Source organism: Microbacterium sp. No. 7 (assembly GCF_001314225.1).
Taxonomy (GTDB): Bacteria; Actinomycetota; Actinomycetes; order Actinomycetales; family Microbacteriaceae; genus Microbacterium.
Map to the genome: position 1 here is coordinate 4118153 of NZ_CP012697.1, position 25131 is coordinate 4143283.

Below are 25131 nucleotides of genomic sequence, written 5' to 3' on the forward strand. Positions count from 1 at the left end.
ACTCGCGCGTGTGCTCAGTGCTCAGTGCTCAGGCGTACGCGAACACGCCGCCGTGGCTGGCCGGGAAGAACCCGGACGCCTGCACCGGCGTGGTCGGGTTCACCAGCGCCCGCACCGGGTCCTTCTTGATGCCGCCCGAGGTGCCGTCGGCGCCGGCGCTGTAGTCGTTGTCGCCCCAGCTCCAGATCGTGCCGTCCTCGAGGAGGATGTGGATGGCGTAGTACGAGAGCGACACGTCGACGATCCTGCCCGCCGGCAGGGTGCCGCCGTACGGCTGCGCGAACGGCCGGCTGCTGGTGTTCGCCGGCGTGTGCACGTTGTACGAGCCGTAGCCCCACGTGTAGAGCGTGCCGTCGCCGGCGAGCGCGGCCGCGTGGTAGGCCTCGTGATAGAACACCGGCAGCTTCACGATGCCCGACAGCGGCGTTCCGGCGCTGGTCAGCACGTGGTCGGCGTAGCCGCGGGTGCCGCTCGTCGTGCCGTTGCCGAGCTGGCCGCCGGAGTTCGTCCCCCACGAGAGCACCCTGTCGCCGACGAGGGCCATCCCGCCCTTGAACCGGCCGCGGATCTGCGACGCCCCCGTGACGGGCGTGCCGTTCTGGTGGACGACGGGCTTCGGGACGTTGACGTTGCCGGTGCTCTGCGTGCCGGTGTCCTGCTGGTCGTTGATGCCCCACGCCCAGACCTGGCCCGTCGAGTCGAGCGCGATGCCGCCCGTGTAGCTCGCGGAGATCTGCGTGACGAAGACCCCGCTCGGGAACGAGACGAGCTTCGGCGCGTTGGTGTCGGGGCCGAACGTGCCGTTGCCGAGGCTTCCCGTGCCGGAGTTGAAGCCCCACGAGAAGACGCGTCCCGCCGACGTCAGCACGTACCCGCCGCCGGTGAACCCGGCGACGTCGACGAGCTTCTCGTCGGGATGCAGCAGTCCGCTGAAGTTGAAGGCCGCGGCGTTGGTCGCGTTCGTGCCGGGCGCCGTCGCGTTCGAGCCGGCGCCGTGGCTCCACAGCGTGTTGTCGCTGCGGATGAGGTAGCTGTTGTGGTCGCGGTAGCCGCCGGCCATCGCGACGATCTCGCCGGCGCCCAGGGTGCCGGGGCCGTTCAGGTGCGTCGGGACGGTCGCGAACTTGAGCACGCCGCCCCCGGTGACGAAGAGCGTGTTGCCCAGGTTCTCGCCCCACACGATGCCGTCGACCGGGTCCGGGGCGACGTTGACCTCGACGACGAGGCTCGTCGTGCCGCTGGTCAGTCCGGGCGCGGAGGCGGTCAGGACGCCGGTGGTCGCCGTGCCCGGGGCGACGATGCCGGAGACGGTGAACCCGCCGAGCGCGTCCACCGGCGCGCTGGCCGGGCCGGCGAATCCCGGCGGGTAGGTCAGGGCGACGTCTGCGGGCAGCGGCGCGCCCGGCTGCACGTTCACGGTGCCCGTGACGACGTACGTGCCGTTCGGCCTCGCGACGTACTCGGGCTCGGCGAAGGCGATGACCCCGCCGACGGAGGCGCTGGCGGTCGGGAGCGCGACGGCGGCCGCGATCACGGGCATCGACCAGGCAGCGCCCTTCACGATGGTCCGTCTCGGGACGCCGGCGCCGGTCTCCTGGGCGTCTTCCACGTTGCTCATCGATCCTCATCTCTCTCTGCCCGCCGGGGCCGTGCGGCCGCGGCGGAGCTGTCGACGTGCGGACTGCACCCGATCATTGAGCCCCGAGGGCGCCGGGCGGTGCCGCGCGATCACCGGAACCTCGAAGAGCTGCCCCCGGATGCATGGAGCTTTCCGCACCGCCCGTCGCGGCGGCCCCCGCCGCGCGCGCCCGGGGTGCACAGTGAAGTGCTCAGCACCGATCCGGACGCCGGCCCCCGACGGCTCTGTCACGCCTGGATGTCACGATGCCCGTATCCGCTCCCCGCCGCGCGACGGCGGCGCTTGCGACGCCCTCGCTCGCGACGCTGGGATGGCGGCCCGGCGTCGGCGGCCCGGCGCGGGAGTCGGTCGAGCTCGTCCAGGCGCAGCGCTGGACGGTCGCACGGCTCTGGTCCACCCGCGGCGACCTCATCGGCCGGCCGCTGCCGGCCGGCACGTACCGCGCGATCGTCACGGTCGAGGGCGACGCCACGCTCCAGTCGCGCGGCCGGCAGCACGCGCTCGGGCCGCGGCAGGTCATCCTGCTCGACGGCCCCGACCTCGTGCGCACGGAGAACCGCGACCTGTGGGCCCGGCTGGAATGGCGGCTCCGCCCACCCGTCCCGCTGCGCCCGCTGCTCGCCGGCTGCCTCGCGATGCCGGTGACCCTGAGCGAGCACTACTTCCGGCTCCTCACCGCCATCACGAACGTGACCGCCACGAGCCATCCGTTCGGCGCCGACATGTTCCTCGAGGCGCTGAGCGCGACGCTCGCGGCCGCGCTGAGCGACGCCCTCGGCATCCCGCACGGGCTCTCGCCGACGCGCACCGTCCAGTACGTGGACGCGCTGCGCCTCATCGACGAGCACCACCGCGACCGGACGTTCTCGGTCGAGACGCTCCGGCACCGCATGTCGGTCTCGGAGTCGACCCTGCACCTGGTCTTCCAGGCCGCGGGCACGACGCCGCGTCAGGCGCTCGAGAGCCGCCGGGTCGCGACCGCGCTCGCGGAGCTCGACGCCGCGCCCGACGGCGAGCGGCCCGACCTGGCCGACGTCGCCCGCCGATCGGGGTTCACCTCGGTGCGGCGGCTGCAGAGCGCGCTGCGGCGGCAGAGCCACGTCGCCGCGGCGCGCGGACCGTGGGTCCCGGCGCACGCGTGACGCGGCGCGGGGTCCGGCGTACCGAGCCCGCCGGGAGCGGGGCGCGACGACGGACGAGGGGGCCGGATGCCAGGCATCCGACCCCCTCGTGACGATCTCGCGATCAGTCGGCGGCTTCCTCCGCGCGCTGCGCCGCGGCCAGCGCCGCCTCGTCGGGCACGTAGCCCTCGACGTGGCGCTCGTCGGGGCCGTTGTAGGCCGACAGCGGGCGGATGAGCGCGTTCGACGCGGTCTGCTCCATGATGTGCGCCGTCCAGCCCGTCACGCGCGACGCGATGAACAGCGGCGTGAACGTGAGGATGTCGAAGCCGATCAGGTCGTACGCCGGGCCCGACGGGTAGTCGAGGTTCGGGTAGATCCCCTTGCGGGCCACGAACTCGCCCTCCAGCGCCTCGTACAGGGCGAGCACGTCGGGACGGTCGTAGTGCTCGATGAGCGTCAGCAGCGCCTGGTGCATCGTGGGCACGCGCGAGTCGCCGCGCTTGTACACGCGGTGACCGAAGCCCATGATCTTGCGCTTGGCGCCGAGCGCCTCGTCGAGCCACGCCGTGACGTTCTCCGCCGAGCCGATCTCGTTGAAGATGTGCAGCACGGCCTCGTTGGCGCCGCCGTGCAGCGGGCCCTTGAGCGCGCCGATGGCGCCCACGACCGCCGAGTACAGGTCGCTCAGGGTCGAGGTGATCACGCGGGCCGTGAACGTCGACGCGTTGAACGAGTGCTCGGCGTACAGGATCATCGAGCGGTTGAACGCGTCGACGACGACCTCGTGGGACTCCTCGCCGAACGTCATCCACAGGAAGTTCGCCGCGTAGTCGAGGTCGTCGCGGGGCGCGACGAGCTCCTCACCGCGACGGCGACGCTGCCCGTAGGCGACGATCGCCGGCAGCGCCGCGTAGAGGCGGACGCTGCGGGCCAGGTTCTCCTCGGGGCTGCCGGCCGCGTCGAGCACGGAGCCCGCGCCCGTCGTGTCGCTCGCGCCGATGACGCTGACGGCCGTGCGCACCTCGTCCATCGGGTGCGCGTCGAGCGGCAGCAGGTCGATCGCGGCCTTCACGTTGTCGGCGAGCGCGCGGTGCGCACGCTCCTCCGCGCGCAGCGCGGCGAGCTGCTCGTCGGTCGGCAGCTCGCCGTTCCACAGCAGGTAGGCGACCGCCTCGAACGGCTGCGTCGCGGCGAGCTCCTGCACGGGGTAGCCGCGGTAGAGCAGCGAGTTGGTCTCGGGGTTGACCTTGCTGACGGCCGTGTAGTCGGCGACGACGCCGGCGAGGCCCTTCTTGATCTCGGTGTCGGTCATGATCTTCCTATCGCTCGATCTGGAAGTTGAACACGTTCGTGTCGAAGTGGTTGTAGTCCTCGTAGTCGATGAGGTCGTACAGGTCGGCGCGGTGCTGCATCTCGCCGAGCTTGCTCGTGAGGTGACCCTCGTCGATCAGCGTATCCAGACCGCGACCGGCCGCGCCCATCGCGATGCGCAGCAGCGACACCGGCCAGATGACGATCTGCACGCCCACGCCCTGCAGCTGGTCGACCGTGAACAGCTCGCTCTTGCCGAACTCGGTCATGTTGGCCAGGATCGGCACGTCGAGCGCCTTCGCGACCGCCTCGAACTCGCTCAGGTCGCGCATCGCCTCGGGGAAGACGGCGTCGGCCCCGGCATCCACGAGCGCCTTCGCGCGGTCGATCGCCGCGTCGAGCCCCTCGGCGGCACGGATGTCGGTGCGCGCCATGATGAGGAAGTTCGGGTCGCGACGCGCGTCGACGGCGGCGCGGATGCGCTTGATCGCCGTGTCGGTGTCGACGACGGCCTTGCCGTCGAGGTGACCGCAGCGCTTCGGGTTGACCTGGTCCTCGATGTGGCATCCGGCGATGCCGGCGTCCTCGAGGGTCTGGATCGTGCGCGCCACGTTCATCGGCTCGCCGAAGCCCGTGTCGGCGTCGATGATCGCGGGCAGCTCCGTCATGCGGGCGATCTGCTGACCGCGGCCGGCGACCTCGGTGAGCGTCGTCAGGCCGATGTCGGGCAGGCCCAGGTCGGCAGCGAGCACGGCGCCCGAGATGTAGACGCCCTCGAAGCCCTTGCGCTCGATGAGCCGCGCCGACAGGGGGTTGAACGCGCCGGGGAAGCGCACGAGCTCCCCCGACGCGAGACGCTCCCGCAGCAGCCGCCGCTTCTCAGCGGCAGGGGTCTGGGAGTAGAGCATCAGAAGAGGCCCTTCGGCGCCGGGGCGTTGACGATCACGCCGGCGGCCGCGACGATGTTGAGCTCGCGCACCTCGTCGGCGGTCAGCTCGGGCAGGCGCTGCGCGAGGTCGAGGAAGCGCTCGATCTCCTCGGCCGTGAGCACCGGCTCGGCGAGCAGGCGGAACTTGCGCACGTAGTCCTCGCGAGCGAACGGGCGGGCGCCCAGCGGGTGCGCGTCGGCCACGGCGATCTCGTCGACGAGCTTCTCGCCGTTCGCCAGGGTGATCTCGACGCGACCGCCGAAGGCCTTCTCGTTGGGGTCCTCCGAGTGGTAGCGACGCGTCCACTCGGCATCCTCGGCCGTCGTGATCTTGTGCCACAGGGCCACAGTGTCCTCGCGACCCGCACGCTCGGGGGTGTACGAGTCGACGTGGTGCCAGCCGCCGTCCTGCAGCGCGACCGCGAAGATGTAGGGGATCGAGTGGTCGAGCGTCTCGCGCGAGGCGGTCGGGTCGTACTTCTGCGGGTCGTTCGCGCCCGAGCCGATCACGTAGTGCGTGTGGTGGCTCGTGTGCAGCACGATGCTCTCGATGTTCGCCGGGTCGGCGAGGTCGGGACGCTCGTTGTGCAGCTTGCGGGCCAGGTCGATCCAGGCCTGCGCCTGGTACTCGGCCGAGTGCTCCTTGGTGTAGGAGTCGAGGATGCCGCGCTTGGCCTCGCCCGGTGCGGGCAGCGGAACCTCGTACGAGGCGTCCTTGCCGTCGAGCAGCCAGGCGATGAAGCCGTCCTCGCCCTCGTAGATGGGCGAGGGGCTGGTCTCGCCGCGCATGGCGCGGTCGACGGCCTCCACGGCCATCTTGCCGGCGAACGCGGGGGCGTGCGCCTTCCAGGTCGAGATCTCGCCCTTGCGCGACTGGCGCGTGGCGGTCGTCGTGTGCAGCGCCTGGCCGACGGCCTGGTAGATCGTGTCGACGTCGAGGCCGAGCAGCGTGCCGATGCCCGCGGCGGCCGAGGGGCCGAGGTGGGCGACGTGGTCGATCTTGTGCTTGTGCAGGCAGATCGAGCGCACGAGGTCGATCTGGATCTCGTAGCCGGTCGCGAGGCCGCGCACGAGGGCCGCGCCGTCCTTGCCGACGTGCTGCGCGACGGCGAGGATCGCCGGGATGTTGTCGCCGGGGTGCGAGTACTCGGCGGCGAGGAACGTGTCGTGGTAGTCGAGCTCGCGCACGGCCACGCCGTTGGCCCACGCGGCCCACTCGGGGCTCGTCAGGCGGTCGTTGGCGACGCCGAAGATCGTCGCGCCGTGGCCCGAGATCGAGACGGGGTGGTCGAGCGCCTGCTGGCGGGCGGCGCTGACGGGGGCGCGGGTGAGCGACGCGGCGGCGACCGACGCGTTGTCGATGACGCGGTTGACGATCATGTCGACGACGTCGGCCTCGACCTCGACCGGGTCGGCCGCGACCGCGGCGATCTTGTAGGCGAGCTGGTCTTCGCGAGCGAGGTTCTCTTCGCTGCGGTAGACGCGCACGTGGTGGTTGACGGTCATGGACGGGCCTCCAGGGATTCGAGAATGCTGGTCAGTGCGTTGTGAAGGTGGACATGGGTGGCATGTGCGGCCAGCTCGGCGTCGCCGGCGGCGATCGCCGAGGCGATCAGCCTGTGCTCCGACACCGACGTCGCGAGTCTGCCGGGATGGTACCGCGCCAGGCGGCGCACGCGGACCAGGTGCGTGCGCACCGTGCGCAGCGCCGCGGCGAGGTGGTCGTTGGACGCCGCGGCGTCGACGAGCTCGTCGAACCGCTCGATCAGGGCGTAGTAGGCGTCACGGGCGTCGTCGCCCTCGACGGATGCCGCGGCGAACTGCTCGGCGACCTCGGCGAACGCGGCACGGTCGGCGTGCGCGGCGGCCAGGCGCGCGGCGGTCTCCTCGAGGGCGCGGCGCACCGCGAACAGCTCGCGGATGTCGTCGGCGTCGATGTCGGCGACGACGGTGACGCGGGGCGAGGCCTGCTCGACGAGCCGCTCGGCGGCGAGACGGCCGAGGGCCTCGCGCAGGGGCGTGCGGCTGACGCCGAGGCGGGCGGCCTGCTCGACCTCGCCGAGCACCGTGCCGGGCGGCAGCTCCCCCGACTGGATCTGGTCGAGAAGTGCACGGTAGGCACGGTCGCTTGCCCGCATCCGTTACCTCCTCGTGACCTCGTTGCTCGCCACTGTATACATAAACCGCGATGAAGGCAAGCCGGATGCCGATTTCATCGCTCTGCGTATACATACGCCGCCGCCCGACGGCCCCAGCCGCGAGGGTGCCAGTTGTTCTCGCGAGGGTGCCGGTTCTGTTCGCGAGGGTGCCAGTTGTCCTCGCGAGGGTGCCGGTTCTGTTCGCGAGGGTGCTTGGTCGCGATAGCGTGGGAGGAATGACGGCATCCTCCTACACCGTGGCCACCGACGGCGCCTGCAAGGGCAATCCCGGACCGACGGGCTGGGCGTGGGTGGGCGAGGACGGCCACTGGGCCGCGGGCTCGCTGCGGGAGGGCACCAACAACATCGGCGAGCTGCTGGGGCTGCTGCGCGCGATCGAGGACCACGCGGACGTCGAGCACCTCATCGTGCAGGCCGACTCGAAGTACGCGATCGACACGTACGCCTCGTGGATGGACGCGCACCGCCGCCGCGGCTGGAAGACCTCGACGGGCTCCCCCACGAAGAACCGCGACCTGCTGGAGCAGCTCATCGCCGCGCGCGACGCGCGGCGGGCGGCGGGGCTGCCCGACGTCGTGCTCGAGCACGTGCGCGGGCACCGCGGCCACACCCTCAACGAGTGGGCCGACGAGCGCGCCGTGCGCGCCTCACAGCACGCCGCCGCCGGCAAGGCCAGCGCCTGGTCCTCCCTCAGCGGCGCCCACGACCGCCTCGACGTCTCCGCCCCACCCCGCCGCTGACTACCGCACCCTCCCTTGCTGCAGAGATGGTGGGATTCTCGGCGAGACGGTGGGTTCGTCACCGAGACGGTGGGCACCACGTCGGCGGGAAAGGCACCATCTCGGCGAGAAAGGCACCGTCTCGGCGGAGGAGGGAGCCGCGCGGGGGCGGGGCGGGGTCAGGCGGGGCGGGTTCAGGCGGGGCGGGTCTGGGGGGAGGTGGTGTAGGTGTGCTCGGGGTCGGTGATCGCGACGGGAGCGAGGGCCTCGTCGATCGCGGCCTTGACGTCGGCATCCAGCACGACGCCCGACGCCTTGACCGTGTCGTCCAGCTGCTCGGGACGCGACGCTCCCACGAGCGCGGCCGCGACGTTCGGGTTGTGCAGCACCCACGCGAGCGAGAGCTGCGCGACCGTGAGGCCCGCCTCGTCGGCGATCGGCTTCAGCTTCTGCACCGCGGCGAGCACGTCATCGGTGAGGAAGCGCGCGATCGTGCGGGCACCGCCGGCCTCGTCGGTCGCGCGCGATCCCGCGGGCACGGGCTGGCCGGGCAGGTACTTGCCGGTGAGCACGCCCTGGGCGAGCGGCGACCACACGATCTGCGAGATGCCGAGCTCCTTGCTCGTCGGCACGACCTTGTCCTCGATCACGCGCCACAGCGCGGAGTACTGCGGCTGGTTCGACACGAGCTGGATGCCGAGGTCCTTCGCGAGCGCGTGCCCGGCCCGCAGCTGCTCGGCAGTCCACTCGCTCACGCCGATGTAGAGCGCTTTGCCCTGCCGCACGATGTCGGCGAACGCCTGGATGGTCTCTTCCAGCGGCGTCTCGTAGTCGTAGCGGTGCGCCTGGTAGAGGTCGACGTAGTCGACGCCGAGACGACGCAGCGATCCGTGGATGCCGTCGAAGATGTGCTTGCGGCTGAGCCCCTGGTCGTTGGGTCCCTTGCGCCCGATGGGCCAGTAGACCTTGGTGAAGATCTCGAGCTGCTCGCGCGGCTGGCCCTTCAGCGCCTCGCCGAGCACGACCTCCGCGGCCGTGTTGGCGTAGACGTCGGCGGTGTCGAACGAGGTGATGCCGAGGTCGAGGGCCTTGTGCACCGTCGCGATCGCCGCGTCGTTCTCCACCTGGGAGGCATGCGTGAGCCAGTTGCCGTAGGTGATCTCCGAGACCTTGAATCCGCTGTTGCCGAGATAGCGATAGTTGACCATGTCTCCACGCTAGCCGCGGATGGACGCCCCCGGCCCGGATCGCCGTCGTTCCGCGCAACATCAGGCCGCGGCATGCACGGTGTCAGGGCGCCGGGGCCACCGGCGGGGCGGCGGCCTCCTCGGGCTCCTGGTCGAGGTCGGTCGCGGCCTGCTCGAACTGCGAGCGGTAGAGGCGCCAGTAGGCGCCCTGCGCGGCGATGAGCTCGTCGTGCGTGCCCTTCTCGACGATGTCGCCGTGCTCCATCACGAGGATGAGGTCGGCGTCGCGGATCGTGGAGAGGCGGTGCGCGATGACGAACGACGTGCGTCCCTCGCGCAGCGCGGCCATGGCGTGCTGCAGCAGCAGCTCGGTGCGGGTGTCGACCGAGCTCGTCGCCTCGTCGAGGATCAGCACCGAAGGCTGCGCGACGAACGCGCGGGCGATCGTGATGAGCTGCTTCTCGCCCGCCGAGACGTTCGACGCGTCCTCGTCGAGCACCGTGTCGTAGCCGTCGGGCAGCGAGTGCACGAACCGGTCGACGCGGGTCGCGATGGCGGCCTCGAGGATCTCCTCGTCGGTCGCGTCGGCGCGGCCGTAGCGGATGTTCTCGCGGATCGTGCCGGCGAACAGCCACGGGTCCTGCAGCACCATGCCGGTGCGCGAGCGCACCTCGTCGCGCGTGAGGCGCGCCGTGTCCTGCCCGTCGAGCAGGATGCGGCCGCCGTCGAGCTCGTAGAAGCGCATGAGCAGGTTGACGAGCGTCGTCTTGCCGGCGCCGGTCGGGCCGACGATCGCGACGGTCTGCCCCGGCTCGACCCGGAACGAGAGATCCCGGATGAGCGGATGCTCGGGCGCGTACGAGAACGCGACGTGCTCGAACTCGATCACGCCGGGGCCGTCGACGAGCGCGGGCGCCCCCTCTTCGTCGGGATCCTGCTCGTCGGCGTCGAGCAGCTCGAACACGCGCTCGGCCGACGCGGTGCCCGACTGCACGACCGCCGCCATGCCGCCCAGCTCCGACAGCGGCTGCGTGAACTGCTGCGAGTACTGGATGAAGGCCTGCACGTCGCCGAGGCGCAGGTTGCCGCTCGCGACCATGAGCCCGCCGAGCACGGCGATGCCGACGTAGGTGAGCGAGCCGACGAACATCATGCCCGGCATGATGATGCCCGACAGGAACTGCGCCTTGAACGAGGCCTGGAACAGCTCCTCGTTCTCGACTGCGAACTTCTCGTGCGCGTCCTGCTCGCGGCCGTACACGCGCATGAGCGCGTGGCCCGAGAACGACTCCTCGACCCGCGCGTTCAGCCGGCCGACCTTGCGCCACTGGATGCCGAAGGCCTTCTGCGACCGCGGACCGATCACGCCGAAGATCACGCCCATGAGCGGCAGCGCCACGAGCGCCACGAGGGCGAGCTGCCACGAGATCGAGAACATCATGAACAGCACGCCGACGACCGTGAGCACGGCCGTGAGGGCGCCCGAGAGGGACTGCTGCATCGTCTGGGTGATGTTGTCGATGTCGTTGGTGACACGCGAGATGAGCTCGCCGCGCTGCACCTTGTCGAAGTACGACAGCGGCAGGCGGTTGATCTTCTGCTCGACGGCCTCGCGCAGGCGCCACATCGTGCGCACCATGATGACGTTGATGACGTAGCCCTGGATCCAGGTGAGCAGAGCGGATGCCACGTAGATCGCCAGCACGCCGATCACGACCCAGCGCAGCCGCTCGAAGTCGACGCCGGCGCCGGGGGTGAGGCCCGGCATCGCCGCGATCATGTTGGCGAACTCGTCCTGGCCGGCGGCGCGCAGCGCGTCGACGATCTCGGCCTGGGTCGTGCCGGGCGGGAACTGGCCCGCGAGACTCTTCGAGACGACGCCCTCGAAGATGACGTTGGTGGCCTCGCCGAGCACCTTGGGCGCGATGACGGCGAGCACGACGCCGATCGCGCCGAGCAGCGACACGAAGGCGAACGCCCACGCGTGCGGGCGCAGCAGGCCGATCATCCGGAAGAAGCTGGCCTTGAAGTCGGCGGCCTTGCCGGGCGCGACGCTGTCCCAGTCGCCCGAGGCGAGGCGGGCCTGCTCGGCGAGCTCGAGCTCGGCGCGCTCCTCTTCGGTCAGGGGCTCCGGCGTGCTCACGGCTCCACGCTCCTCCTTCTGCGGCGCGCTCATGCGTCGACTCCGAGCTGGGACTCCACGATCTCGCGGTAGGTCTGGTTCGACGCGACGAGCTCGTCGTGCGTGCCGACGCCCGCCATGCGGCCGTCGTCGAGCACGACGATGCGGTCGGCGTCGACGATCGTCGACACGCGCTGGGCGACGACGATCTTCGTCACGTGCGGCAGCTCTCGCCACAGCGCCTGTCTCAGCCTCGCGTCGGTCGAGAGGTCGAGCGCCGAGAACGAGTCGTCGAAGACGAGCACGTCGGGCTGGTGCACGATCGCGCGGGCGATCGCGAGCCGCTGCCGCTGGCCGCCCGAGACGTTCGTGCCGCCCTGCGAGATGCGCGCGTCGAGACCGCCCTCCATCTCGGCGACGAAATCCTTGGCCTGCGCGATCTCGAGGGCGTGCCAGAGGTCGGCATCCGTCGCCTCCTCGCGCCCGAACCGCAGGTTCGACGCGACGGTGCCCGTGAACAGGAAGGGACGCTGCGGCACGAGGCCGATGCCCTTCCACAGCAGGTCGAGGTCGGCCTCGCGCACGTCGACGCCCGCGACGCGCACCGCGCCGCCGGTGACGTCGAACAGGCGCGGGATGAGCGAGACGAGGGTCGTCTTGCCCGAGCCCGTCGAGCCCACGATCGCGACGGTCTCCCCCGGCTCGGCGCGGAAGTCGATGCCGTCGAGCACGGGCGACTCGGCGCCCGGGTACGTGAAGCTGACGTTCTCGAACGCCACGGCGCCGCGCTCCGGGAACCGCGCCACGGGCTGCGCGGGCCGCACGAGCGACGACGACGTCTCGAGCACCTCGCCGATGCGGTCGGCCGACACGGCGGCGCGCGGGATCATGATCGTCATGAACGTCGCCATGAGCACGCCCATGAGGATCTGGCCGACGTACTGCATGAAGGCGAACAGGGTGCCGATCTCGACGTTCCCGGCATCCACCTGGATGCCGCCGAACCAGATGACGCCCACCACGGTCACGTTGAGCACGAGCATCGCGAGCGGGAACATCAGCACGAACAGCGACCCGACCTTGCGTCCGACGACCATGATGTCGGTGTTGGCGACGGCGAAGCGCTCCTCCTCGATGCGCTCGCGCACGAAGGCGCGCACGACACGCACGCCCGTGAGCTGCTCGCGCATGATGCGGTTGATGGCGTCGAGCTTGTACTGGAAGCTGCGGAACAGCGGCACCATGCGGCTGATGATGAGGCCGACGATCACGAGCAGCACCGGCACCGAGACGGCGATGAGCCAGCTCAGCCCCACGTCCTGCTGCACCGCCATGATGACGCCGCCGATCGCGAGCAGCGGGGCCGTGACCAGCATGGTCGCGGCCATCATCGCGAGCATCTGCACCTGCTGCACGTCGTTGGTGTTGCGCGTGATCAGCGAGCCGGCGCCGAACTGCGACACCTCGCGCTCGGAGAAGCCGCTGACCTTCGCGTACACGTCGCGGCGGATGTCGCGCCCCGCCCCCATCGCGGCGCGCGCGGCGAAGTAGGTCGCGATGATCGACGCGACGATCTGGCCGAGCGCGATCACGAGCATGAGCGCGCCGTTCGACCAGATGTACCCGGTGTCGCCGCGGGCCACGCCCTTGTCGATGATGTCGGCGTTCAGGCGCGGCAGATAGAGGGATGCCATCGCCGACGCGAACTGGAAGACGAGCACGCCGACGACGAGCCAGCGGTACGTTCCCAGATACCGCACCAGAAGCTTTCCGAGCACGGGATCTCCTGCCTGTGTGATTGACCGAGACCAAGGGTGCCACGCACCTCCGACACGCGACACGCTGTCCGCTGTGGGCGTAGTCTCCCGCCGCGTCAACCCGCGCGGCCGCGCGTCAGCGCACGAGGTGTGCGGCGTAGTCGCGCCAGGCCGCGCCGAGGCGCGCGATGCCCTCGCGCAGCGTCTCCTCGGGCGCCGTGTAGGGCACGCGGACGTGGTCGTCGGCGGCCTCCGACGCCATGAACTCGCGCCCGCCCGCGACCGCGACGCCGTGCCGCGCGGCCGTGCGGATGAACGCGTCGGCGGAGCCGGCCGGCATCCGCGCCCAGACCGAGAAGCCGCCGCGCGGCGGCACGAACGACCAGCCCGGCAGGTGCTCTCCGATCGCGGCCGTCGCCGTGCGGCACGCGGCGCGATGCGTGTCGACGACCTCGCGCCGCAGCGCGGGCGCGCGCTCGATCAGGTCGAGGGCGAGCAGCTGCGCCGGGATGCTCGTGGTCTGGTCGACCGACTGCCGCAGCGTGCGCAGGCGGCGCACGAGCACGGGGTCGGCGCGCAGCCAGCCGACCCGCAGCCCCGACCATGACCACTTCGACACCGACTCGACGACGAGGATCGGCGCGTCGGGCCGCAGGCCGGCGAGGCTCGGCGGCGCGGGCCCGTCGAACGAGGCGTGCGCGAGCACGCGGTCCTCGACCACGGGGATGCCGTACTGCGCCGCGAGCTCGGCGACGCGCAGCCGCACGGGGGCGCTCGCGCTGCCGCCCGTGGGGTTGTGGTTGTGCGGGTTGAGCGCGACGAGCGCGGGGCGCAGCGTCGCCATCGCGGCCTCGAGCTCGTCGACGTCGATGCCGTCGCCGTTCATGCCGATGCCCTGCACGCGCGCGCCGCGGCGCCGCACGGGGTCGGCGATGCCGGGCCAGGTGACGGCCTCGGTGAGCACGACGTCGCCGGGCGAGACGAGCTCGTCGACGAGCAGGGAGAGCGCCTGCTGGCCGCCGTGGGTCACGAGCACCTGCTCGCGGGTCGTCGGCGTGCCCTCGGCGGTCATGAGCGCCGCGATCCGCTCGCGCAGCATCGACAGGCCCGCGGGATCGGTCTCGGCGAGCGCGACGGGATCGACCTGCGGCACGTGCCCGCGCACGATCCGCACCGCCCCGTCGGGGATGCGCGGCACGGCGCGCAGCAGGTCGATCGCGCTGGGCGCGGCCGTGAACAGGCGCTCGCCCTGCGCGCGCCGCCGGCCGTCGACGACGGGCGCGGGCACGCCGGCCACGCGCGTGCCGCTGCCCTGCCGGCGCTCGACGAGCTCGCGCTCCGCGAGCAGCGAGTAGGCGGCGACGACCGTGCCGCGCGAGACCGCGACCACCGTCGCGAGCGCGCGCTCGCTGGGCAGCCGGTCGCCCGCGCGCAGCTCCCCCGTCGCGACGAGCCGGGCGATCGCCTCCGCGAGCCGGCCGGCGAGCGCGCCGTCGCCGCGCGCCCAGGCCCCGAGCCGCTCGCCGAGGCGCTCGGCGGCGACCGTGGCCGTTCGGTGATCCACCAGCCGCGAAGTGGCCCTGTCATCCCTGCTCATGGACACTCATTCTGGAGCAATGGACCACACTCAGCACACCGAACAGCCGTATCTTGGACCATTCGACGACCAGTGGACCATCACCGAGATCGTGGAATGGTTCGCCGTCGACGACGCACGGTGCCACGACGAGGGATGCCGCCCCGTGCTCGCCGCGCTCGACCGGGCGCTCTCGCCGGCAGGGTCGGGCACGGCGGCATCCGGCGATCCCGCCCCGGTCATGCTGCTGCGCGCCCTCGTCGCGCGCCTCGCCGCGGACCCCGCCCTCGGGCAGATGCGGCTCGCGGAGGTGCTCGGCATCCGCGCCGGCGTCCACGAGCTGGTGTGAGACCCCGCGACCAGCCCGCTGGTTGAGTAGCGCGCGAAGCGCGCGTATCGAAACCCTTGTAACGGTCCGCTGCTTCGGTTTCGATACGCCGCCTGCGGCGGCTGCGCAACCACCGCCGCCAGGGCTACTCGGCCGCGGCCAGCTGGCCGCAGGCGCCGTCGATCTCCTTGCCGCGGGTGTCGCGCAGCGTGGTGGGGATGCCGGCGTCCGACAGCCGCCGGACGAACTCGTTCTGCACGTCGCGCTCCGACGCGGTCCAGATCGAGCCGGGCGTCGGGTTGAGCGGGATCGGGTTGACGTGCACCCAGCCGCGTCCGCGCGCGTTGAGCTTCTCGGCGAGCAGGTCGGCGCGCCACGCGTGGTCGTTCATGTCCTTGATGAGCGCGTACTCGATCGACACGCGGCGGCCCGTCTTGTCGAAGTAGGCGCGGGCGGCGTCGAGCGCCTCGTCCACCTTCCAGCGCGAGTTCACGGGGATCAGCTCGTCGCGCAGCAGGTCGTCGGGCGCGTGCAGCGAGAGCGCGAACGTCACCGGGATCTCCTCGTCGGCGAGCTTGCGGATCGCCGGCACGAGGCCGACGGTCGACACCGTGATGCCGCGCGCGCTCATGCCCATGCCGTGCGCCTTGTCGGTCATGACCCGCACCGCCTGCATGACGCGGGCGTAGTTGGCGAGCGGCTCGCCCATGCCCATGAAGACGATGTTCGAGACGCGCTCGTCCTCGTGCCCCACGCGACGGGGGTCGCCGAGGCCGCCGGCCGCGATGACGGCGTTGGCGCGCACGACCTGCTCGACGATCTCGGCGGCCGACATGTTGCGGGTGAGCCCCGCCTGGCCGGTCGCGCAGAACGGGCAGTTCATGCCGCATCCGGCCTGGCTCGACACGCACAGCGTGATGCGGCCCGTGTAGCGCATGAGCACCGACTCGACGAGCGCGCCGTCGTGCAGCTTCCAGAGGAACTTGATCGTGTCGCCGCGGTCGGTCTCGAGGCGGCGCACCTCCGTGAGCAGCGACGGCAGCATCCCCGCGACCAGCTCCTCGCGACCGGATGCCGGCAGGTCGGTCATCCGCGCGGGGTCGCTCGTGTAGTGCTGCAGATAGTGCTTCTCCAGCTGCGTGGCGCGGAAGCCGGGCAGGCCCAGCTCCTTCACCTTCTCGACGCGCTGCTCGGGCGTGAGGTCGGCGAGGTGCACGGGCGGCTTGCCGCGCTTGGGGCTCGCGAACTGCAGCAGCGGACGGCCCTCGGCATCCTTCTGCTGGGTCCACCCCTCTGCACGGGGGCGCACCTGTCTCGTCGTGCGCACGGGCGTGGACTCGGTCATGGTGTTCAAGGGTACCGGGCCGACCCTGCGCGATCCCTGGCCGCGGGCGGCGGCTACGCGCCCGGCGCGCCGCCGCTGCGCAGGGCGATCTGCTCGTCGAGGTAGTCGGCGAGGGGACGCGTGCCGCCCGCCGCGCTCCAGCGCACGTGCGGCACGCCGCCCACGACCGAGAGCGGGCCCGAGGGGCCGCCGGCGTCGACGACGTCGAGGTCGATCTCCTGCCAGCCGATGTGCACGAACGCGCCCTCGGGGAACCCGCCGCGGAAGGCCGCGGCGGCGCGGTCGGCGCGGGCGCGCTGCGACTCGGCGGTGTATCCGCGGATCGCGTCCTCGCGCGCCCGCACGACCTCGCCCTCGGCGAAGAGCTGCTCGTCGGCGACCAGCAGCACGCCGACCGCCCACGCCTCGCCGACCGGCACGATGCGCGGCGCACGGCCGAAGCCGAGCAGCCGCCGCGCCGACGCCCAGTCGCCGAGCGCCACGCGCGGGGTGCCGCGCAGCCGCTCGCGTGCCTGTGCGACGAGATCGGACGCCCGCATCAGCGGGGCCCCGGCTTGACCGAGACGTCGGTCATCGCGGCATCCCGGGGAAGGTCGATCGCGGTGACGATCGCGGTCGCGACCGACGCGGGGTCGATGAACCGCGAGGGGTCGTAGGCGGCGCCCTCCTGCGCGTGCACGGCCGCCTGCATGGGCGTCGCCGTGCGGCCCGGGTAGATGCTCGTCACGCGCACGCCGTGGGCGGACTCCTCGGCGCGCAACGCGTCGGCGAGCGCCCGCAGGCCGTGCTTGGTCGCCGCGTAGGCCGACCAGTGCGGATGCGCGAAGTTGCCGGCGCCGGAGTTGACGAACACGATCTGCCCGCGCGCGGCGCGCACCCGCGGCAGCAGCAGCCGGGTGAGCTCGGCGGGCGCGACGAGGTTGATCGCAAGCTGGCTCGTCCAGTCGTCGAGCGCGAGGTCGGCGACGGGGCCGAGCCGGGCGAGCCCGGCGCTGTGGATGACGGTGTCGACGCGCTCGGGCACGTCTGCCAGCGCGCCGTCGAGGGATGCCGGATCGGCCAGGTCGGCGACGACCGTGACGCTGCCGGGGTGGTCGCGCGCGAGGTCGGCGGCCCGCTCGGCGCTGCGCGCCACGAGCACGAGCCGGTCGCCGCGATCGTGCAGCCGGCGGGCGACGGCGGCGCCGATGCCCGACCCCGCCCCGGTGATGACGTGCGTGAGAGCCATGAGCCCATCCTCCCACCGCACGCGCGAGGGCAGGCCCGGCGAGAAGTCGTGGGCGGTCGTGGCCGCCTCGGCACATGCGAGGCGGCCACTTCTGCCCACGACCCGCGCACGGTGAGAAGCAGTGGACACTCGCGGCCGCCTCCCGGGTCCCGAGACGGCGACGAGTGCCCACAAGCCGCGGGCGCAGGATGCCCGGTGCGCCGCCTACCGCAGCGCGGGCACGCGCTCGACGAGCGGCGTGCGGGCCCAGACCTTGCCCAGGCCGAGGTGCGCGCCCGCATCGATCACGATCATGAGCACGCAGGACAGCGCCCAGAACAGGTGCTGGTCGGAGACGGGGTTGTACTCGAGCGGGAACGCCGCGAGCCACAGCAGCACGAAGAAGAGCGCGCCGCCGGCCGCCGCGGGCCGCACCGCGACGCCGAGCATGAGGCACAGCCCCGCGCCGACCGTGACGAGCAGGTAGAGCGCGTCGATCACGATGTTGCCCGCCAGGGGCTGCAGCACCGGGGCGATCCACGCGCTCGTGTCGAGGCCGTAGGTGAGGAATCCCTTCGTCGCCGACGCGCCGCCCGTCACGGCGCCGTCGGCCGCCGTCGAGAACCCGAGGCCGAAGACCTTGTCGATCCCGGCCCAGAACAGCGTCCACCCCAGAAGGATCCGCAGAAGTCCCACGACGACGCCGGTCGCGGGGGTGATCGCGGCCGGCGACGCGGCTCGCGGCTCGTCGACCGCCGCATCCGAGACAGCGGTCTGTACGTGTCCAGTCATGATCTGCCTTTCATTAGGTAAGCCTTGCCTTCAGAAGGATATGCGAACGAATGGACCGAGACCAACAACGAATGCTTCAGCGCCGCTGATGAGCCGCCGACGTACACTCGGGATGCCACACGCTGCACCGACGGAGGTACGCCATGCCCGCTCCCACGCCCGATCCGGCCGCCGAGGCGCGCGTGCGCGCCGACGACCGCGGCCACGTGTTCCACTCGTGGAGCGCGCAGGCGAAGATCGACCCGCTGCCCGTCGCGGGCGGCGAGGGGGCGACCTTCTGGGACTACGCGGGCAACAGCTACCTCGACTTCTCGTCGCAGCTCGTCAACCTCAACCTCGGACACCAGCATCCCGACCTCGTCGCGGCGATCCAGCGGCAGGCCGCACGCCTCGCGACGATCCAGCCCGCGTTCGCGAACGACGTGCGCGGCGAGCTCGCGCGGCTCGTCACCGAGGTCGCGCCCGACGGCTTCTCGAAGGTGTTCTTCACGAACGGCGGCGCGGATGCCGTGGAGAACGCCGTGCGCATGGCCCGCGTCGTCACGGGAAAGCGCAAGGTGCTGTCGGCCTACCGCAGCTACCACGGCAACACGTCCACCGCGATCGCGCTCACGGGCGAGCCCCGGCGCTGGGCGAACGAGCCCGCCGACGGCTCGGTCGCGCACTTCTTCGGCCCCTACGCGTACCGGTCGGCGTTCCACGCGACATCCCCCGAGGAGGAGACCGCCCGCGCGCTCGAGCACCTCGAGCAGACGATCGTCCTGGAGGGCGCGTCGACGATCGGCGCGATCATCCTCGAGTCCGTCGTCGGCACGAACGGCGTGCTCGTGCCGCCGCCCGGCTACCTGCCCGGCGTGCGCGCGCTGTGCGACAAGTACGACATCGTCTACATCGCCGACGAGGTGATGGTCGGCTTCGGACGCATCGGCGAGTGGTTCGCGTTCCAGGCGTTCGACGTCGTGCCCGACCTCATCACCTTCGCGAAGGGCGTCAACTCGGGGTACGTGCCCCTCGGCGGGGTGGTCATCAGCGATCGCATCGCCGCGCACTTCGACGAGACGCCGTTCCCCGGCGGGCTCACCTACTCGGGGCACCCGCTCGCGTGCGCCCCGGGCGTCGCGACGTTCGAGGTGTTCCGTCGCGACGGCATCCTGGAGCGCGTGCGCGACCTCGGCGCGCGCGTCGTCGAGCCACGGCTGCGCGAGATCGCGGCGGCGCATCCGTCGGTCGGCGAGGTGCGCGGACGCGGCCTGTTCTGGGCGATCGAGCTGGTCAGGGATGCCGAGACCCGCGAGCCGCTCGTCCCGTTCAACGCGTCGGGACCCGCCGCGCAGCCCATGCTCGACCTCGCGGCCGCCTGCAAGCGCGAGGGGCTGTGGCCGTTCACGCACTTCAACCGCGTGCACGTCGCCCCGCCGCTCGTCATCTCCGAGGACGACCTCCGCCGCGGCCTCGACATCATCGACCGCGCCCTCGCCGTCGCCGACGCGGCGATGTAGCGGGGGTCACGTGCGGGAGCGATCGTGGGCGCTTGTGGTCGCCTCCGACCGGCGGATGCGGCGACAAGCGCCCACGATCCCCGCGCGCCGCGAGACAGCGGGCAGCTGTTGCCGCATCCGCCCCGCCGAGACGACCGCAAGCGCCCACGACCGCGGCCCGCAAGATCGCGGGCAGTCGTTGCCGGTTCCGCGCGCCGGATGCGGCGACAAGCGCCCACCAACCCGACACCCCGCGAGACAGTGGGCGGTTGTTGCGGCATCCGCCCCGCCGAGACGACCGCAAGCGCCCACGATTCGACGGGCGGGTGCCACCGACGGGCGGATCGGATGCCACCGACGGGCGGATCGGATGCCACCGACGGGCGGATGCCGCGGTGCGCCGCCGGCGGACCGCGGGTCGGTCCGGCGGCCGGGGCAGACGGCCCGATCCGCTACAGGTCCGGGAGGTCGGCGAAGTCGGTGAGGATGCTGGCGAGGTCGCGGTTCGTGCGCCGCGAGGAGCGGCGGAGCGTGTCGTCCTCGACGGTGAGGAGGTGCCGCTCGGCGAGGGCGAGGGCGTCGTCGACGCGGCCCTCGGCGAGCAGCCCGATCAGCTGCTCGTGCTCGTCGATCGATGCGGCCTGGTCGATGTCGCGGCCGTAGACGGTGAGGATGAGCGCCGTGCGTGAGACGACCGCCGTGACGTAGCGCAGCAGCAGCGCGTTGCCGGTGGCGCGGGCGAGCGCGATGTGGAACTCGCCGCCCAGCCGCGCCGAGGCCTTGGCGTTGCGCGCCTCGAGCGCCTGACGCTCGGCGCGCACGTGCGCGCGCAGCGCGTCGTCGGCGTCCGGCGTCCACGCGGCCGCGAGCGCGCGGATCGCGCCGAGCTCCAGCGCCGCCCGCACGGCGAACGCCTCGCGCGCCTCGTCGAGCGTGGGATGCGCGACGCGCGCCGACTTGCCCTTGCCGGTGTCGACGAGGCCGTCGTCGACCAGTCGCGCGAGCACCGTGCGGATGAGCGTGCGGCTCACGCCGAAGTGCGTCGCCAGCGCCTCCTCGCCGAGGCGCGTGTCGGGCTCGAGCGCGCCCTCGATGATGGCCGCGCGCAGCGCGCGGTGCGCGCGCTCGGCGCGCTCGGCAGGACGATCCGGGACGGAGTCGGTATCGGATGCCACGCAGTCACCGTATACCGAAACCTCCCTTCGCCGCGGAAAGGCCGCTTCCGCGCCTCGAAACACACGCGTTACCGCCGAGCAATCTCCGCGTTCTGTATACCGAATAGCTTTCTTTCGTATACCAACGAGAGGACGTCCGTATGCCCACGCTCACCCTGACCGACCAGCAGCGAGAGCTGCTCGACGCCTCGGTCGCCGCGGGAGAGGCGGCCGACGTCGCCGCGCTCGTCCGGCTCGCGCTCGCCGAGAGCACCGCCGGCGTCGTCCGGCGTCCGCTGCCCGTCGAGCGCGGCCGCGCACGCGACTGGCGGCGGCGGGTCGCGTTCGACGCAGGCGACCGCCGCGTCGAACGCTGGCGGCACCGGCTCGAGCCCGGCACCGGCAAGGCCGTCGAGGTGCGTGCGGGCCAGATCCTGCGCATCGCCCAGGTCGAGGGCAACCAGTGCGCCGACCTCAACGCCTTCAGCCTCGACGACTACCGCGAGGTGCTGCACGTCGGCCGCACGCGCACGCTGCACGGCATCCATCCCTCCCAGGGCGACCTGCTGTGGTCGGCGCCGCCGCGCGAGCGCGCCATGATGCTCGTCCTCACCGACACCGCGCGGCTCAACGACACGCTCTTCCCGCGCTGCAGCGCGAACATGTACGAGTCGATGTTCGGCTTCGCCGAGCACACCAACTGCGCCGACATCCAGGCCGAGGCGCAGCGCGAGTACGGGCTCACGCCCGACGACGTGCACGACTCGTTCAACCTGTTCATGGGCACGCGCGTGAACCCCGACGGCACGTGCGAGGTCGTGCGGCAGCAGACGTCGCCCGACGACCACGTCGAGCTGCTCGCCCTGATGGACCTGCTCGTCGTGCCGAACGTGTGCGGCAACGACATCTTCAGCACCAGCAACTACGCGCTGCGCCCCCTCGACCTGCTCCTCTTCGACGCGGCCGCGAGCGACCTCGAACGGGTTCCGCCGCTGCGCGAGTATGCGACCCAGCGCACGCCGCGCGACTTCCTGCAGCCCCGCATCCGCACCGAGCGCACGCTCTCGCGCGACCCCGGCTACGTGCCGCGGTTCCCGCGCACGCCCGTCGGCCTGCACCGCCTCGAGATCGACCTCGACCCGCACGACACGGCCCTCTTCGCGCGGCTCGCGCGCACCGACCTCTACGGCGCCGACGACGACGCGGCCCTGCGCGACCTCGTCCTCAGCTGGTGGGTCGGCAGCCACGCCTGACGCCGCCCGCGCCTCCCCCTCGACCGCGATCCCACACCGACAGGAGATCCCCATGTCCGCACGACCCCTCCGCGCCGCCGCCGCGGCGAGCGCGCTCGCCCTCACGGCATCCGCTCTCGCCGCCTGCTCCCCCGCCGGCGGGACGCCCGCGGCGACCGGCGCTCCGCCCGAGCTCACGATCGGCTCCGTCGACCTGTCGGGCGTGTGCCCCGACACCGTCGTCATCCAGACCGACTGGAACCCGCAGGCCGAGCAGGGCGGCCTGTTCCACCTGCTCGGCGACGACGCGACGATCGACGCCTCCGCCAAGACGGTGCACGGTCCGCTCTACGCCCGGGGCGAATGGACCGGCGTCGACGTCGAGATCCGCGCCGGCGGGCCGGCGATCGGCTTCGGCAGCGTGCCGGCCCAGATGCACCTCGATCCCGACATCCTGCTCGGCTGGGTGAACACCGACGAGGCGATCGCGGGCTCCGCCGAGGTTCCGACGACGGCGGTGCTGGCATCCTTCGAGAAGGCGCCGTGGATCATCATGTGGGACCCCGGGACCTACCCCGAGGTGCAGACGATCGCCGACCTCGCGGCGACCGACGCGACCGTGCGCTACTTCGGCGGCACGACGTACATGGACTACCTGGTGGGCTCGGGGATCCTGCGCGCCGACCAGCTCGACAGCTCGTACGACGGCACGCCCGCGAACTTCGTCGCCGCGCAGGGCGCCGACGCGCAGCAGGGCTTCGCGACCGTCGAGCCGTGGGTCTACGAGCACGCGATCGAGCCCTGGATGAAGCCCGTCGGCTACCAGCTCGTCGCCGACACCGGCTACCCGATCTACGCCGTCGCGCTGTCGGTGCGCAGCGACGACGTCACCGCGCAGGCCGACTGCCTGAGCGCCCTGATCCCCGTCGTCCAGCAGTCGACGGTCGACTACTTCGCCGACCCCGCGGCGACGAACGCCCTCATCGTCGCGGCCGTCGACGCGTACGACAACGGCTGGGTCTACCCGCGCGAGCTCGCCGACAGCTCCGCGACGCAGCAGCGCGCCCTCGGCCTCGCCGCGAACGGACCCGACGGCGTGTTCGGATCCTTCGACCCCGGCCGCATCGACGAGGTGCTGTCGATCGTGACCCCGCTCATGACGGATGCCGGGGTGACCGTCGCCGACGGACTCGGCGCCGACGACCTCGCGACGAACGAGTTCCTCGACCCGGCCATCGCGCTGCCGTAGGGGGCGCGGGGCTGCGCGGCGAGAGGCGGCAGGCGGAGCCGAGAAGCAGTGGGCGCTCGTTGCCGCATCCTCTCGGGCGAGGCGGCCACCACTGCCCGGCATCCGCGGCCCTCGGGAAGCAGTGGGCGCTTGTTGCCGCATCCTCTCGGACGAGGCGGCGACAAGCGCCCACGACTCGACGGGCGGGATGCGACGACCGGGCGGATGCCACGACCGGGCGGATGCCACGACCGGGCGGATGCCGCAGTGCAGCCCGACGCCGGATGCCGCGCACCGCGGCATCCACCGCACTACGCGCGCAGGCGCTCGGTGAGCGCGAGCCGCACGGTCGGCCACTCGCGGTCGATGATCGAGAAGACGACGGTGTCGCGCACCGTGCCGTTGTCGAGGATGCGGTGGTTGCGCAGCACGCCGTCCTGCTTGGCGCCGAGCTTCGCGATCGCCGCGCGCGACTGCCGGTTGTGCCAGTGCGTGCGGAACTCGACCGCGATGCAGCCGAGGTCGTCGAACGCGCGCCGCAGCAGGAGCAGCTTCGCGGCGGGGTTGATGCCAGTGCCCTGCGCCGAACGGGCGATCCAGGTCGAGCCGATCTCGAGGCGCCGGTGCGCCGCGTCGATGTTGAGGTACGTCGTCATGCCGACGGCACGGTCGGTGCGCGGGTCGACGATCGCCCACGGCGCGGTCGTGCCCGCGCGGTGCTGCGCGAGCTTCGCCTCGATCGCCGCGGCCATCGCGTCGGGCGACGGCACGTGCGTGAACCACGCGCGCCACAGCTCGCCGTCGCTCACGGCCGCGACCAGGTCGTCGTGATGACCACGGCTCAGCGGCTCCAGCCGCACGGGGGTGGTCTGGAGCGCAGGGTCGTTCTGCAGCACGGGCACATCCAGGAATCCCACCCGCCCACGATAGCCCCGCGCGGACGCCCCGTGGCATGATCCGACCCGCGGGCACCCCGTGGCGTGATCCGACCGCGGCGAAGTGCGGGTGCGCGCCCACGGCATCCACACTTTGCCGCGGTTGGATCAAGGGTGTCGGGAGACGCCGGCGCTCGACCGCGGCGAAGTGCGGGTAGCGCTGGCTCGCACCCGCACTTTGCCGCGGTTGAAAATGAGGGACTGAGGGGCTGAGAGGGCGAGGGGGCTGGGGCTGGGGCTGGGGCTCGGGCTGGGGCTGAGGCTGAGGGCAGCACCGGCGCGGTAGGCTCGCGAGTCATGGCGATAGGCGCGACGATCCACACGTTCGATGTGCAGCTGGCCGACGTGGATCGCGGCGTGTACGAGGACTTCTCGCTGCGCGCGGCCCGGCATCCCTCCGAGACGGATGCCTTCATGGTGACCCGCGTGCTCGCGTACTGCCTCGAGCACGAGGAGGGCATCGCGTTCGGCGCCGGCGGCATCGCCTCGACCGAGGAGCCCGCCGTGCTCGTGCGCGACCTCACGGGCCGCGTCACGGCGTGGATCGAGGTCGGCGCCCCCGACGCGCAGCGCCTGCACTTCGGCAGCAAGCTCGCCGACCGCACGGCCGTCTACACGCATCGCGACCCCGCGAAGCTCATCGCCTCGTGGGAGGGCAAGCCGATCCACCGCGCGGCCGACATCGTCGTGCGCTCGTTCGACCCGGGCTTCGTGGATGCCGTCGCCGCCGCGCTCGCGCGCCGCAACACGCTGTCGGTCTCGGTCACCGAGGGTCAGCTCTACCTGGAGCTGGGCGGCACGACCCTGGCATCCGCCATCCACGAGCACCGCGCGGGCTGAGGCGGGCTCGCGCGACGCGATCCATCCGTCCCGGGATGCCGCTCGACCGGCGGATGCCGACACGTCCGGC

Annotated in this window: 22 protein-coding genes; 7 read left to right on the top strand and 15 right to left on the bottom strand. The window is 72.1% G+C overall.

Going from position 1 to position 25131, the window contains the following annotated elements; genetic code table 11:
* Positions 1–28: 28 nt before the first annotated feature.
* Positions 29–1618 (bottom strand): RCC1 domain-containing protein, encoded by a 1590-nt coding sequence (locus tag AOA12_RS18995; protein ID WP_054686341.1) that lies wholly within the window; start codon positions 1616–1618, stop codon positions 29–31.
* Positions 1619–1884: 266 nt separating this feature from the next.
* Here AOA12_RS18995 and AOA12_RS19000 point away from each other — a divergent pair, with 266 nt between their 5' ends.
* Positions 1885–2781: a helix-turn-helix domain-containing protein gene (locus AOA12_RS19000; protein ID WP_054686342.1), complete on the top strand. Its 897-nt coding sequence runs from the start codon at positions 1885–1887 to the stop codon at positions 2779–2781.
* 103 nt (positions 2782–2884) lie between these two features.
* Here AOA12_RS19000 and AOA12_RS19005 read toward each other — a convergent pair whose 3' ends face one another.
* From AOA12_RS19005 to AOA12_RS19020, 4 genes are read right to left on the bottom strand one after another with little or no spacing between them, the layout of a single operon-like run.
* Positions 2885–4075 (bottom strand): bifunctional 2-methylcitrate synthase/citrate synthase, encoded by a 1191-nt coding sequence (locus AOA12_RS19005; protein WP_054686343.1) that lies wholly within the window; start codon positions 4073–4075, stop codon positions 2885–2887.
* 7 nt (positions 4076–4082) lie between these two features.
* Entirely contained in the window at positions 4083–4982 is a 900-nt protein-coding gene (gene prpB / locus AOA12_RS19010) for a methylisocitrate lyase (RefSeq protein WP_054686344.1), read from the bottom strand.
* A complete protein-coding gene (locus AOA12_RS19015) occupies positions 4982–6508 on the bottom strand; it encodes an MmgE/PrpD family protein (protein ID WP_054686345.1) in 1527 nt (508 codons plus the stop codon). The genes prpB and AOA12_RS19015 overlap by 1 nt, the downstream gene beginning before the upstream one ends.
* Positions 6505–7140 (bottom strand): GntR family transcriptional regulator, encoded by a 636-nt coding sequence (locus tag AOA12_RS19020; protein WP_054686346.1) that lies wholly within the window; start codon positions 7138–7140, stop codon positions 6505–6507. The genes AOA12_RS19015 and AOA12_RS19020 overlap by 4 nt, the downstream gene beginning before the upstream one ends.
* Positions 7141–7376: 236 nt before the next feature.
* Between AOA12_RS19020 and AOA12_RS19025 the strand changes: the two genes are divergently transcribed.
* Positions 7377–7901, top strand: a complete 525-nt coding sequence (locus tag AOA12_RS19025) for a ribonuclease H family protein (RefSeq protein WP_054686347.1) — start codon at positions 7377–7379, stop codon at positions 7899–7901.
* Positions 7902–8074: 173 nt separating this feature from the next.
* Here AOA12_RS19025 and AOA12_RS19030 read toward each other — a convergent pair whose 3' ends face one another.
* From AOA12_RS19030 to yczR, 4 genes are all read right to left on the bottom strand, one after another.
* Entirely contained in the window at positions 8075–9088 is a 1014-nt protein-coding gene (locus tag AOA12_RS19030; protein WP_054686348.1) for an aldo/keto reductase family protein, read from the bottom strand.
* A gap of 82 nt (positions 9089–9170) precedes the next feature.
* Positions 9171–11243 carry an ABC transporter ATP-binding protein gene (locus AOA12_RS19035; RefSeq protein ID WP_054686349.1) on the bottom strand — a complete coding sequence of 691 codons (2073 nt, stop codon included), beginning with the start codon at positions 11241–11243 and terminating at the stop codon, positions 9171–9173.
* Positions 11240–12967 carry an ABC transporter ATP-binding protein gene (locus tag AOA12_RS19040; RefSeq protein ID WP_054686350.1) on the bottom strand — a complete coding sequence of 576 codons (1728 nt, stop codon included), beginning with the start codon at positions 12965–12967 and terminating at the stop codon, positions 11240–11242. Before AOA12_RS19040 ends, AOA12_RS19035 begins: the two co-directional genes overlap by 4 nt.
* Positions 12968–13082: 115 nt before the next feature.
* A complete protein-coding gene (yczR, locus tag AOA12_RS19045) occupies positions 13083–14543 on the bottom strand; it encodes an aminotransferase-like domain-containing protein (RefSeq protein ID WP_054686351.1) in 1461 nt (486 codons plus the stop codon).
* Between the two features lie 19 nt (positions 14544–14562).
* Here yczR and AOA12_RS19050 point away from each other — a divergent pair, with 19 nt between their 5' ends.
* Entirely contained in the window at positions 14563–14871 is a 309-nt protein-coding gene (locus AOA12_RS19050) for a hypothetical protein (RefSeq protein ID WP_054686352.1), read from the top strand.
* Between the two features lie 124 nt (positions 14872–14995).
* On the opposite strand, the gene rlmN is transcribed toward AOA12_RS19050, so the two are convergent.
* The 4 genes from rlmN to AOA12_RS19070 all read right to left on the bottom strand — a co-directional run bounded on the left by rlmN (position 14996) and on the right by AOA12_RS19070 (position 18194).
* Positions 14996–16195 (bottom strand): 23S rRNA (adenine(2503)-C(2))-methyltransferase RlmN, encoded by a 1200-nt coding sequence (rlmN, locus tag AOA12_RS19055; RefSeq protein ID WP_054686353.1) that lies wholly within the window; start codon positions 16193–16195, stop codon positions 14996–14998.
* Between the two features lie 53 nt (positions 16196–16248).
* Complete coding sequence (locus tag AOA12_RS19060) at positions 16249–16734, bottom strand: hypothetical protein (protein WP_054686354.1); 486 nt, start codon at positions 16732–16734, stop codon at positions 16249–16251.
* Positions 16734–17423, bottom strand: coding sequence for an SDR family oxidoreductase (locus AOA12_RS19065; RefSeq protein ID WP_054686355.1), 690 nt, complete (start codon positions 17421–17423; stop codon positions 16734–16736). Before AOA12_RS19065 ends, AOA12_RS19060 begins: the two co-directional genes overlap by 1 nt.
* Before the next feature lie 204 nt (positions 17424–17627).
* Entirely contained in the window at positions 17628–18194 is a 567-nt protein-coding gene (locus tag AOA12_RS19070) for a DoxX family membrane protein (protein ID WP_054686356.1), read from the bottom strand.
* A 143-nt stretch (positions 18195–18337) separates the two neighbouring features.
* On the opposite strand from AOA12_RS19070, the gene AOA12_RS19075 reads away from it, so the two are divergent.
* The gene (locus AOA12_RS19075) at positions 18338–19693 is read left to right on the top strand and encodes an aspartate aminotransferase family protein (protein ID WP_054686357.1); all 1356 of its coding nucleotides are present in this window, start codon (positions 18338–18340) and stop codon (positions 19691–19693) included.
* A 431-nt stretch (positions 19694–20124) separates the two neighbouring features.
* Here AOA12_RS19075 and AOA12_RS19080 read toward each other — a convergent pair whose 3' ends face one another.
* Positions 20125–20847, bottom strand: coding sequence for a GntR family transcriptional regulator (locus AOA12_RS19080; protein WP_054686358.1), 723 nt, complete (start codon positions 20845–20847; stop codon positions 20125–20127).
* A 140-nt stretch (positions 20848–20987) separates the two neighbouring features.
* On the opposite strand from AOA12_RS19080, the gene AOA12_RS19085 reads away from it, so the two are divergent.
* Together AOA12_RS19085 and AOA12_RS19090 are read left to right on the top strand one after the other, a co-directional pair.
* The gene (locus tag AOA12_RS19085) at positions 20988–22079 is read left to right on the top strand and encodes a DUF1989 domain-containing protein (RefSeq protein WP_054686359.1); all 1092 of its coding nucleotides are present in this window, start codon (positions 20988–20990) and stop codon (positions 22077–22079) included.
* Positions 22080–22131: 52 nt separating this feature from the next.
* Positions 22132–23307 (top strand): hypothetical protein, encoded by a 1176-nt coding sequence (locus tag AOA12_RS19090; RefSeq protein ID WP_054686360.1) that lies wholly within the window; start codon positions 22132–22134, stop codon positions 23305–23307.
* Between the two features lie 290 nt (positions 23308–23597).
* Here AOA12_RS19090 and AOA12_RS19095 read toward each other — a convergent pair whose 3' ends face one another.
* Positions 23598–24203: a GNAT family N-acetyltransferase gene (locus AOA12_RS19095; protein WP_442922254.1), complete on the bottom strand. Its 606-nt coding sequence runs from the start codon at positions 24201–24203 to the stop codon at positions 23598–23600.
* A gap of 315 nt (positions 24204–24518) precedes the next feature.
* Between AOA12_RS19095 and AOA12_RS19100 the strand changes: the two genes are divergently transcribed.
* Complete coding sequence (locus tag AOA12_RS19100; protein ID WP_054686362.1) at positions 24519–25061, top strand: YaeQ family protein; 543 nt, start codon at positions 24519–24521, stop codon at positions 25059–25061.
* Positions 25062–25131 lie beyond the last annotated feature (70 nt).

What these genes read in the sequence shown, in the direction of transcription:
- rlmN (WP_054686353.1), bottom strand. Translation starts at nt 16,195, where the DNA reads ATGACCGAGTCCACGCCCGTGCGCACGACGAGACAGGTGCGCCCCCGT.
- AOA12_RS19090 (WP_054686360.1), top strand. Translation starts at nt 22,132, where the DNA reads ATGTCCGCACGACCCCTCCGCGCCGCCGCCGCGGCGAGCGCGCTCGCC.
- AOA12_RS19005 (WP_054686343.1), bottom strand. Translation starts at nt 4,075, where the DNA reads ATGACCGACACCGAGATCAAGAAGGGCCTCGCCGGCGTCGTCGCCGAC.
- AOA12_RS19075 (WP_054686357.1), top strand. Translation starts at nt 18,338, where the DNA reads ATGCCCGCTCCCACGCCCGATCCGGCCGCCGAGGCGCGCGTGCGCGCC.
- AOA12_RS19060 (WP_054686354.1), bottom strand. Translation starts at nt 16,734, where the DNA reads ATGCGGGCGTCCGATCTCGTCGCACAGGCACGCGAGCGGCTGCGCGGC.
- AOA12_RS18995 (WP_054686341.1), bottom strand. Translation starts at nt 1,618, where the DNA reads ATGAGCAACGTGGAAGACGCCCAGGAGACCGGCGCCGGCGTCCCGAGA.
- AOA12_RS19100 (WP_054686362.1), top strand. Translation starts at nt 24,519, where the DNA reads ATGGCGATAGGCGCGACGATCCACACGTTCGATGTGCAGCTGGCCGAC.
- AOA12_RS19065 (WP_054686355.1), bottom strand. Translation starts at nt 17,423, where the DNA reads ATGGCTCTCACGCACGTCATCACCGGGGCGGGGTCGGGCATCGGCGCC.
- AOA12_RS19030 (WP_054686348.1), bottom strand. Translation starts at nt 9,088, where the DNA reads ATGGTCAACTATCGCTATCTCGGCAACAGCGGATTCAAGGTCTCGGAG.
- AOA12_RS19070 (WP_054686356.1), bottom strand. Translation starts at nt 18,194, where the DNA reads ATGACTGGACACGTACAGACCGCTGTCTCGGATGCGGCGGTCGACGAG.
- AOA12_RS19020 (WP_054686346.1), bottom strand. Translation starts at nt 7,140, where the DNA reads ATGCGGGCAAGCGACCGTGCCTACCGTGCACTTCTCGACCAGATCCAG.
- prpB (WP_054686344.1), bottom strand. Translation starts at nt 4,982, where the DNA reads ATGCTCTACTCCCAGACCCCTGCCGCTGAGAAGCGGCGGCTGCTGCGG.
- AOA12_RS19085 (WP_054686359.1), top strand. Translation starts at nt 20,988, where the DNA reads ATGCCCACGCTCACCCTGACCGACCAGCAGCGAGAGCTGCTCGACGCC.
- AOA12_RS19015 (WP_054686345.1), bottom strand. Translation starts at nt 6,508, where the DNA reads ATGACCGTCAACCACCACGTGCGCGTCTACCGCAGCGAAGAGAACCTC.
- AOA12_RS19025 (WP_054686347.1), top strand. Translation starts at nt 7,377, where the DNA reads ATGACGGCATCCTCCTACACCGTGGCCACCGACGGCGCCTGCAAGGGC.
- AOA12_RS19000 (WP_054686342.1), top strand. Translation starts at nt 1,885, where the DNA reads ATGCCCGTATCCGCTCCCCGCCGCGCGACGGCGGCGCTTGCGACGCCC.
- yczR (WP_054686351.1), bottom strand. Translation starts at nt 14,543, where the DNA reads ATGAGCAGGGATGACAGGGCCACTTCGCGGCTGGTGGATCACCGAACG.
- AOA12_RS19050 (WP_054686352.1), top strand. Translation starts at nt 14,563, where the DNA reads ATGGACCACACTCAGCACACCGAACAGCCGTATCTTGGACCATTCGAC.
- AOA12_RS19035 (WP_054686349.1), bottom strand. Translation starts at nt 11,243, where the DNA reads ATGAGCGCGCCGCAGAAGGAGGAGCGTGGAGCCGTGAGCACGCCGGAG.